At 36.0% G+C, this 8,273-nt stretch carries 7 protein-coding genes; all 7 read left to right on the forward strand.

The window, feature by feature from the left end; all coding sequences use genetic code 11:
* Positions 1-280 precede the first annotated feature (280 nt).
* Positions 281-1,516, forward strand: a complete 1,236-nt coding sequence (locus tag HMPREF1495_RS11370) for an OmpA family protein (RefSeq protein ID WP_034214947.1) — start codon at positions 281-283, stop codon at positions 1,514-1,516.
* Between the two features lie 283 nt (positions 1,517-1,799).
* On the forward strand, positions 1,800-2,108 hold the full coding sequence (locus tag HMPREF1495_RS14130) for an exonuclease domain-containing protein (protein ID WP_256379720.1): 309 nt from the start codon (positions 1,800-1,802) through the stop codon (positions 2,106-2,108).
* A gap of 88 nt (positions 2,109-2,196) precedes the next feature.
* Positions 2,197-3,000: a TerB N-terminal domain-containing protein gene (locus HMPREF1495_RS14135; protein WP_242832904.1), complete on the forward strand. Its 804-nt coding sequence runs from the start codon at positions 2,197-2,199 to the stop codon at positions 2,998-3,000.
* Positions 3,001-3,071: 71 nt separating this feature from the next.
* Complete coding sequence (locus HMPREF1495_RS14140; RefSeq protein WP_242832905.1) at positions 3,072-4,103, forward strand: tellurite resistance TerB C-terminal domain-containing protein; 1,032 nt, start codon at positions 3,072-3,074, stop codon at positions 4,101-4,103.
* Positions 4,096-5,424, forward strand: coding sequence for an ATP-binding protein (locus HMPREF1495_RS11385; protein WP_034214950.1), 1,329 nt, complete (start codon positions 4,096-4,098; stop codon positions 5,422-5,424). The genes HMPREF1495_RS14140 and HMPREF1495_RS11385 overlap by 8 nt, the downstream gene beginning before the upstream one ends.
* On the forward strand, positions 5,421-7,643 hold the full coding sequence (locus HMPREF1495_RS11390; RefSeq protein WP_034214952.1) for a DEAD/DEAH box helicase: 2,223 nt from the start codon (positions 5,421-5,423) through the stop codon (positions 7,641-7,643). Before HMPREF1495_RS11385 ends, HMPREF1495_RS11390 begins: the two co-directional genes overlap by 4 nt.
* 96 nt (positions 7,644-7,739) lie before the next feature.
* Positions 7,740-8,273, forward strand: a 534-nt coding sequence (locus HMPREF1495_RS11395) for an HAD family hydrolase (protein WP_034214954.1), incomplete at its 3' end; no start/stop codon positions are given.

The raw sequence follows: 8,273 nt of genomic DNA on the forward strand, positions 1-8,273 counted from the left end.
AATACCTATGAAAGTAAATGTATTGCTGTTTGACAGAAATTAAATTTATATAAATATATGAATAAATGTTTTGATGGGTTGATTTTCAACTCATTTTTACTTTTAAAATCTTGAATTATTATCAAATTATTAAGACGTACTATAAAAATTGTAAGTTCATTTTGCAAATGAAACATTGTACAATTACAGTGTTAAGAAAATCGGTTTGAACTGTGATAATAAATATCTAAATATCTTTAAAGTTTAAAACTAAAATTCAAATTGATATGGAGGTTTGTCTATGAAAAAATCAATTATTTTGGCAAGTGTCTTAGCTGTCAGTGTTTTAGCTGCCGGATGTGGAAAAGGCGACGATAAGACAGAAAGCAAAGAAAGCAGCAGTGCTGTAGTTGAATCATCAAAGGAAGAAACTACTGCAGAGACTACAAAAGCTGAGAGTAAGGTGAATGAGGATGAATTAAAAGTCCCAGGGTATGCACTTGGAGAGATTCCTGAGGTTCCGGTTGTAGTATTGCCTCCACTTGGTATAAATGAGAATGCTGATGCAAAAATAAAAATGGACGCTACAAAAAGCCTTTCATCAGTGCCCGGTATTACAGTAACACCTGTTAAAGTTGAAAATGACCAGATTATAAGAGGTACAACCTCGGTGCAGGTGGGTGAAAACGGTTCCGGACAGTATGTGGACGGAAATACTACGGTTCAGACCGAAGGAGACGGTTCCGGACAATACATTGACAGTGAAAAAGGAATTACTATACAAAGAGAAACCGACGGATCGGGACAATACTTGGATTCTAATAAAGGAATTACATTGCAAGTGGAAGCAGACGGATCCGGAAATTATTCAGATAACAGATATGGTATACATTTGATGGTAGATGCAGACGGAACAGGTTTGTATACCAAGTCGGAAACCAATTTAAGTATATCTGTAGATACTCAGTATGTAATATACAGAGATCAAAATATGGATATTGAAGTAAACGGTGACGGATCGGGAAGCTATAAGAACAAGAAAACAGGTCTCGGAATAGAGAATGACGGTAAGGGAAAAGCGGTTATTACAGTTAAGGGTAAAGAGAAGGAAGTTGATGCAAAGCCGTTGGTTTTCTCATATAAACTGCCTTTACTCAGTGCGGTTCCTGCAGTGCCTGCAATAGAGGCAAACAGTATAATGATAACTCTGGATTCAGGAGTATTGTTTGATGTTGACAAATATAATATCAGACCTGATGCGGAGGAAACTCTAAATAATCTTGCAAAGATTTTAATAGAGGCAAATATAACCGATTTTGAAATAGACGGACATACCGACTCCGATGCGGATGATGCACATAACCAGACACTGTCAGAGAATCGTGCAAATTCTGTAAAGAGCTACTTACAATCTGCAGGTGTTACTGCCAATATTACTACAAACGGATATGGAGAAAGCAGACCGGTGGCAACAAATGAGACAGCTGAAGGAAAACAGTTGAATCGACGTGTAGAAATTATTATTCCGGTACTGTAAAGTTTGAGGCGTATGGTTAGACCATATGTCTTATTTTCTTGTTCAAACATTATAAATATAGTATTATAAGTATCGGTCTTAACATTAAGATCACCTTTACAAGGCATTTTTATAGTACAGCATTTTATATATTATATAAGTATAAAATATTTGGGAGGCTGTTATGAAGCATATCGTAGTTGATTTGGAAATGAACAAAGTTGGAAAAGAGCATAGAAATCTTGGATGTACTATGGAGACTATTGAAATAGGTGCTATAATGTTGGATGAAAACTTTTAGGAGATATCATCATTCAGAACCTATGTAAAACCTGAGTACAATACAAGAATTACATCAATAGTGAGGGACCTGACAGGAATTACCTACGATATGGTTATAAATGCACCTAAATTTGACGATGCAATAAAGATGTTTTCAAACCGGTGTCTTGGTGTAGATGATGCAAGAAATACAGCAAAGCTTTTCCATATTTTTAAAGATCGTGAACTGTTTGATAATACACTAAGTAAGATAGCGGAAGCTATGAGGCCTACAGATTTTGGAACATCTCTAGGCAGTCTGTTTGATTTGTCAAGTTTTGCTGTTGCATAATATTAGTGATGCCTACAGGTCTGAAACCTGATACAAGTTTTCTTGTAAGAGGATTCAGACCTTTTTGTGATTAAAGAAGGATGGACAAATGGAATTAAAGGAGCTGTTAGATTATATAAAAGAAAAACATAATATTGAAGAGTCCGACAGATGGGATAGCTCTTTAACTATGTCAAGACTGTGCCATCCTTTAACGGGAAAGATGATTGCGCTTCTTATAAAGGAGTGGAATTCCGATACCGGAAGATGGATGGAACATTGTGATTTGAAATATGAAGCAAGTTTATCTGACAGGATAAAAGAGTATATAGTTGATCCTTTGCGTATGCATGGTAGTAGTTGGATAGGCATATCATTTAATGATAAAACTGATAGAGATTATATATTTGAATTATTTGATAATGCGATATTGCAAGGCAATCCGTCTAAAGACACAGCTTTATCAGATACAGGTAAAAGTAAAACTGTATATACGGATACGCCTTTACCATTTGCAAAAGGGAGTGATTTTCTAAAGAAAAAGGAGTGTATCCCGGAGAAAATCACTGAAATGAGAAAACTGTATAGATATGATGATTATTCCGGACAATTAAGAGCTAGAAACTTCTATAGGCAGGCCAAGTTTATGGAAGATTATGAGGATGATTATCATGGGCAGGTATGTGATATTTCGGGTTATTTTACTACATACCATGATTTGAGTGATAAACAATTGAGAACTTATTTCACATGGAGAACTGAAGTTAGGAACGGCGTATATAACAAAACCTTTACATCCTTTATTTACCTATATATCTATGAGCTTCTTTGCGGTATAGGCAGTTCTTCATCTGTTGAGAGTTTGAATAAACTTAAAGAATTTGAAGAAAAATTTATAGAAGGCGGTTTTTAGAAGATAATACACAGATAAAAAGGAATTTACACAGATGGTATTTTGAGTATTCACTTGTTAAAGCTTTTCCGGTGGATGAGGTAAAAAAATATATTGATAAAGAGATATTAGACAGAGATCATGCACTTGAAATTTTGAAAAAATCCGAAGATTATGAAGATATGGAAATATTTGATGCCATATGTTTTTTTGCCGGTAAGAGATTTTTAAATTCCGTAAGTATTAAAAAGGAAAGAGAGAAAAGTATAATTATATATGCCTATGTGTGGAAATATATATTAAAGAGCGGAAATATTGACGGCAAAAGTATATTTACACATTGCTTTGGGAGGCTGCAAAACAGAAGCATATATCCGTTATTAAATGCGGTTTATTGGAATGATAAAACAGAGGAAGATGCAGAATATATAGTAAACGGGGTGAGGTCTTATCATTGCAAAACAGGCAGGTGGAAGGAAAAATCTTATATAAGAGCATACTTTAATAAGAAGAAACTTGCATCTATAGTCCATGAAATTGACAGATTGATCAGAGATGAATTTAAGCTTGGATATTATTTGAAACCAAGTATTGAAGATACCCGGATTGCCACCATTATTGTATCTGCATTTAACGAAGCTCTTAAGAAAATAAAACACAATGAAAGAAACCTGATAAATATAGACTTTTCTGCATTAAAAAAGATTCGAAACGATGCGGAAATTACAAAGACAAGTTTGCTTGTAGATGAAGATTGTATACATTCTCAGGTGATAAATACAGATATAGTTGAAAAGGCTGATATACAAAATACTATCGAAAAGAATTCTATAAAATATAATGACGGTAATCAGAGTAAATCAGAAAACTTAGATTTTGATAAACCGCCGGAAATATCAGATAATATAAATTTAAAGATCCTAAAGTTTATTATTGCAGGAAAGGATTATAAAAGTCTGATAAAGTCAAATAATCTGTTTACATCAATTATTACCGACAATATAAATGAGACTTTCTTTGAAGATATAGGTGACAATATATTGGAATGTGAAGGCGATGAAATATATTTGGTAGAGGATTATAGAGAGGATATTTTGAATATCATAGGAGAGATATATGAATGAAGATAAAAAGGTACCTAAGAGAATTGCTCAAACATTGATTAATTCACTTAAGGGAGGTGTGGTTCCAAGAACAGGTTTGCCATATATTACAGTCGGCAGAAAAAACGAGATAGAGGCATTGCTGCATGATGTGGATATAGTGGCAGAAGGTGGTGCTTCATTTAGATTTATTGTAGGTAAATACGGTAGCGGAAAGAGCTTTTTATTACAGACTATAAGAAATTATGTGATGGATAAGGGCTTTATAGTAGCGGATGCGGATCTATCGCCGGAAAGAAGACTGCAGGGAACTAAAGGACAGGGACTTGCGACATATAGAGAGCTTATAGGAAATTTGTCTACAAAAACAAAGCCTGAAGGTGGAGCAATAACATTACTTTTAGACAGATGGATAAATAATATTCAGACTGATTGTATAGAAACAAATGGGGTATTACCGGGAAGCAAAGAACTTTTAGATGAGGTGGATAAGAAAATATACACTGTAATAGCAGGACTTTCAGAGATGGTTCACGGATTTGAGTTCGGCTCACTACTGTCTAAATACTATCATGCCTATATAGACGGGGATGATGAAACAAAGATGAAAATTGTTCGTTGGTTTAGAGGTGAATACAGCAGAAAGACAGATGCAAAAGAAGCACTTGGAGTTAATATAATTATCACAGATGAGGACTGGTATGAGTATTTAAAGCTGTTTGCTATGTTTTTCAGACTTGCGGGTTATAGCGGAATGATGATTATGGTAGATGAACTTGTAAATATATATAAGATACCTAATGCCATCACCAGACAATATAATTATGAAAAGATGCTTACAATGTATAATGACACCTTGCAGGGGAAGGCAAAATATCTCGGAATTATAATGGGTGCAACGCCACAAACATTGGAAGATAAGAGAAGAGGAATATACAGCTATGAGGCTCTTCGTTCAAGACTCTCGGAAGGTAAATTTTCAAAGCCGGGTATGAGAGATCTGCTCTCACCTGTAATAAGGCTTGAAGCACTGACTCCGGAGGAGATGCTTGTACTATGTGAAAAACTCTCAGATATGCATGCCGGACTCTATGGCTATAATAGGAAACTAAGTGATATAGAGTTGGGTGATTTTATAAAACTTGAGTATTACAGAATAGGAGCGACAGAAAATATTACTCCAAGAGAAGTTATAAGGGATTTTATTGAGCTTTTGGATCTTATATATCAAAATCCGGATTTAAAAATAAATGAACTTTTGGAATCTCCCGATTTCTCTTTTGCGAAGTCGGAGGCGGTATCAGATAATGCCGATGAAAATTTTGTGGAGTTTACATTATGAACACGTATGAAAGATATGCCCCTTTTATAAGGGAATATATTTATAATTCGGGATGGCAGATGCTTAGAGGTGTGCAAAATGCTGCTGCAGACGTTTTATTTAATACTGATGAAAACCTGCTTTTAACGGCATCTACAGCTTCGGGAAAAACAGAGGCGGCATTCTTTCCGATATTGACTTTGCTTGAGGAAAATCCTTCAAGCAGTGTGGGAGTACTTTATATAGCACCACTAAAAGCTCTTATAAATGACCAGTTTTCAAGGTCGAATTTTATATGTGAAGAAGCGGATATTAAGGTAACAAGATGGCATGGTGATGTGACTCGGACCGGTAAGAGAAAACTGTTAAAAAAGCCTTCAGGTATTTTACAGATAACACCTGAATCATTGGAATCATTGATGATAAATAAGCATATGGAAATATCGTCTCTTTTTCATGATCTAAGATTTATAGTAATTGATGAAATACACTCTTTGCTGCGAGCAGACAGAGGTTTACAGACATTTTGTCTTATAGAAAGGCTTTGCAAGATGGCAGGATGTAGTCCGAGAAGAGTGGGGCTTTCCGCTACCATAGGAAATCCGAGGCTTGCCGGGAATTTTCTTTCATCCGGAAGCAAGAGAAAAACATTGATACCTGAGTTTGACAGAGGCAAGGAAACCTGGAGATTATCAATGGAACATTTCTTTAATACAGAGCCGCAGGCTGCCTGTTATGAGTATACAGCAAAGGAGCTAAAAACCGGGTACGCACCGAAAGGTGCAAATCCCGGACTTGCTTATATATTTGAACATACAAAAGGGAAAAAGTGTCTCGTATTTACAAACTCAAGAGAAGAATGTGAGATTGTATGCCAACAGTTGAGACAGTATTGTGAAGCAAATCACGAATCCGACAGATTTTTAATACATCACGGCAATCTCTCCGCTTCATATAGAGAGAGTGCGGAAGAGGAGATGAAGGATGACGATTCATTGATATCAATATGTGCTACTGCGACACTTGAATTGGGAATTGATATAGGAAGACTTGAGAGAGCATTTCAAATAGATGCTCCTTTTACAGTATCCGGATTTTTGCAAAGACTTGGAAGAACAGGAAGGAGAGGAGCACCTTCGGAAATGTGGTTTGTGATGAGGGAAGATCATCCGGAGCCAAGAGCAATGATGCCTGAAATGATACCATGGTATCTTATACAGGGTATAGCTTTGGTACAGCTCTATGTGGAAGAAAAATTTGTGGAGCCTCCAAGGCTTGACAGACTCCCATACAGTTTGCTCTACCATCAGACGATGAGCACATTAGCTTCAATGGGAGAAATGACACCTGCCGAATTGGCTTCAAGAGTCCTTAGCCTGTCTGCATTTAGAAGAATAAGTCGAGATGATTTTAGGCTTTTGTTACTCCATTTGTTGAAAACGGATCATATAAACAGGACTGAAAACGGTGGACTTATAGTGGGGATTTCGGGTGAAAGAATTGTAAATAACTATAAATTTTATGCTGTTTTTCAGGAGAATATAGAATATTCAGTACGAACGGATTCACAGGAACTTGGAACTGTTGTGAGACCGCCGGAAAGAGGCGGTAAGGTTGCAATTGCAGGCAGAGTGTGGGTTGTGGAGGAAGTAGATCATAAAAGAAGAGTAGTATATGTAAGTTTGGTAAAGGGAAATATTCCGGCTTATTTTGGAGATGTGCCGGGAGACATACATACTCATGTACTGGAGAAAATGAAAGAGGTACTCAGCTCATCAGATACATATATGTATTTGATGAGTCATGGTAGATGCAGACTGGCACAAGCCAGAGATTGCTTTAAAAAGGCTGAGTTGTCAAATAAGCCGCTTATACATCTTGGTGGAAATATGTGGGCTTTATTTCCGTGGCTTGGAAGTTATGCGTTTTTGGCACTTGAGAGATTTTTAAAGGTACATTGTGCAAAAGAACTTGGACTTAAAGGTTTAAATCCCTCAAGGCCGTATTTTATACAATTTACTATGAATGTAAGTGAAAAAGAATTCTATAAGATAGTAAGTGAAAAAGCGGCAGAGGAAATAGATCCTATGTCTTTGGTTTATGAAAAGGAAGTACCTGTATTTGAAAAATATGATGAATTTGTTCCTGAAGAACTTGTAAGAAAGGGTTTTGCCTATGGAGTACTGGATATAGAGGGAATGAGAGATCGGGTAATAGGTTGGAAGGATAAAGTAATTTGATGAAATACTGCAAGTGATGGAATATAAATATAATTTATGGCTTTTAATATAAAAAAATGTTATCTTAATATAAAGTAATAAAAGGCGGATATAATAATGATAAAAGCAGTTTTATTTGATATGGACGGTCTGATGTTTGACACAGAAAGACTGTATGGAAAAGCATGGCAGAATGCGGCAGTATTACAGGGATGCAAAATAAGTGATGAGGCTATACTTAAGATAAAGGGCGCAAACAGAGCATTGGTATATGAGATTTTGAGAGCTGACGCAGGCGATGAATTTGATATAGAAAAGGGCAGGGATGCCAGAGAGGAATATATTGTTTCTCATATAAGAGAGCATGGATTGACAAAGAAAAAGGGACTTGATAATTTACTTAAATATTTGAAGGAAAACAATATTAAGGCCTGTCTTGCGACATCAACTAAGAGAGAGATAGCAATAAAATATCTTAAAATGGCAAATGTATATGACTATTTTGATGATTTTACCTGTGGTGATGAGATAGAAAACGGTAAGCCGGCACCGGATATATTTTTAAAAGCGGCAAACAAGGTGAAAACGGATATAGGTGAAAGCCTTGTACTGGAAGACTCTGTAAACGGGTTAAATGCCGGAATTGCAGCA

The sequence above is a fragment of the Lachnoanaerobaculum sp. MSX33 genome, assembly GCF_000512995.1.
Taxonomy (GTDB): Bacteria; Bacillota; Clostridia; order Lachnospirales; family Lachnospiraceae; genus Lachnoanaerobaculum.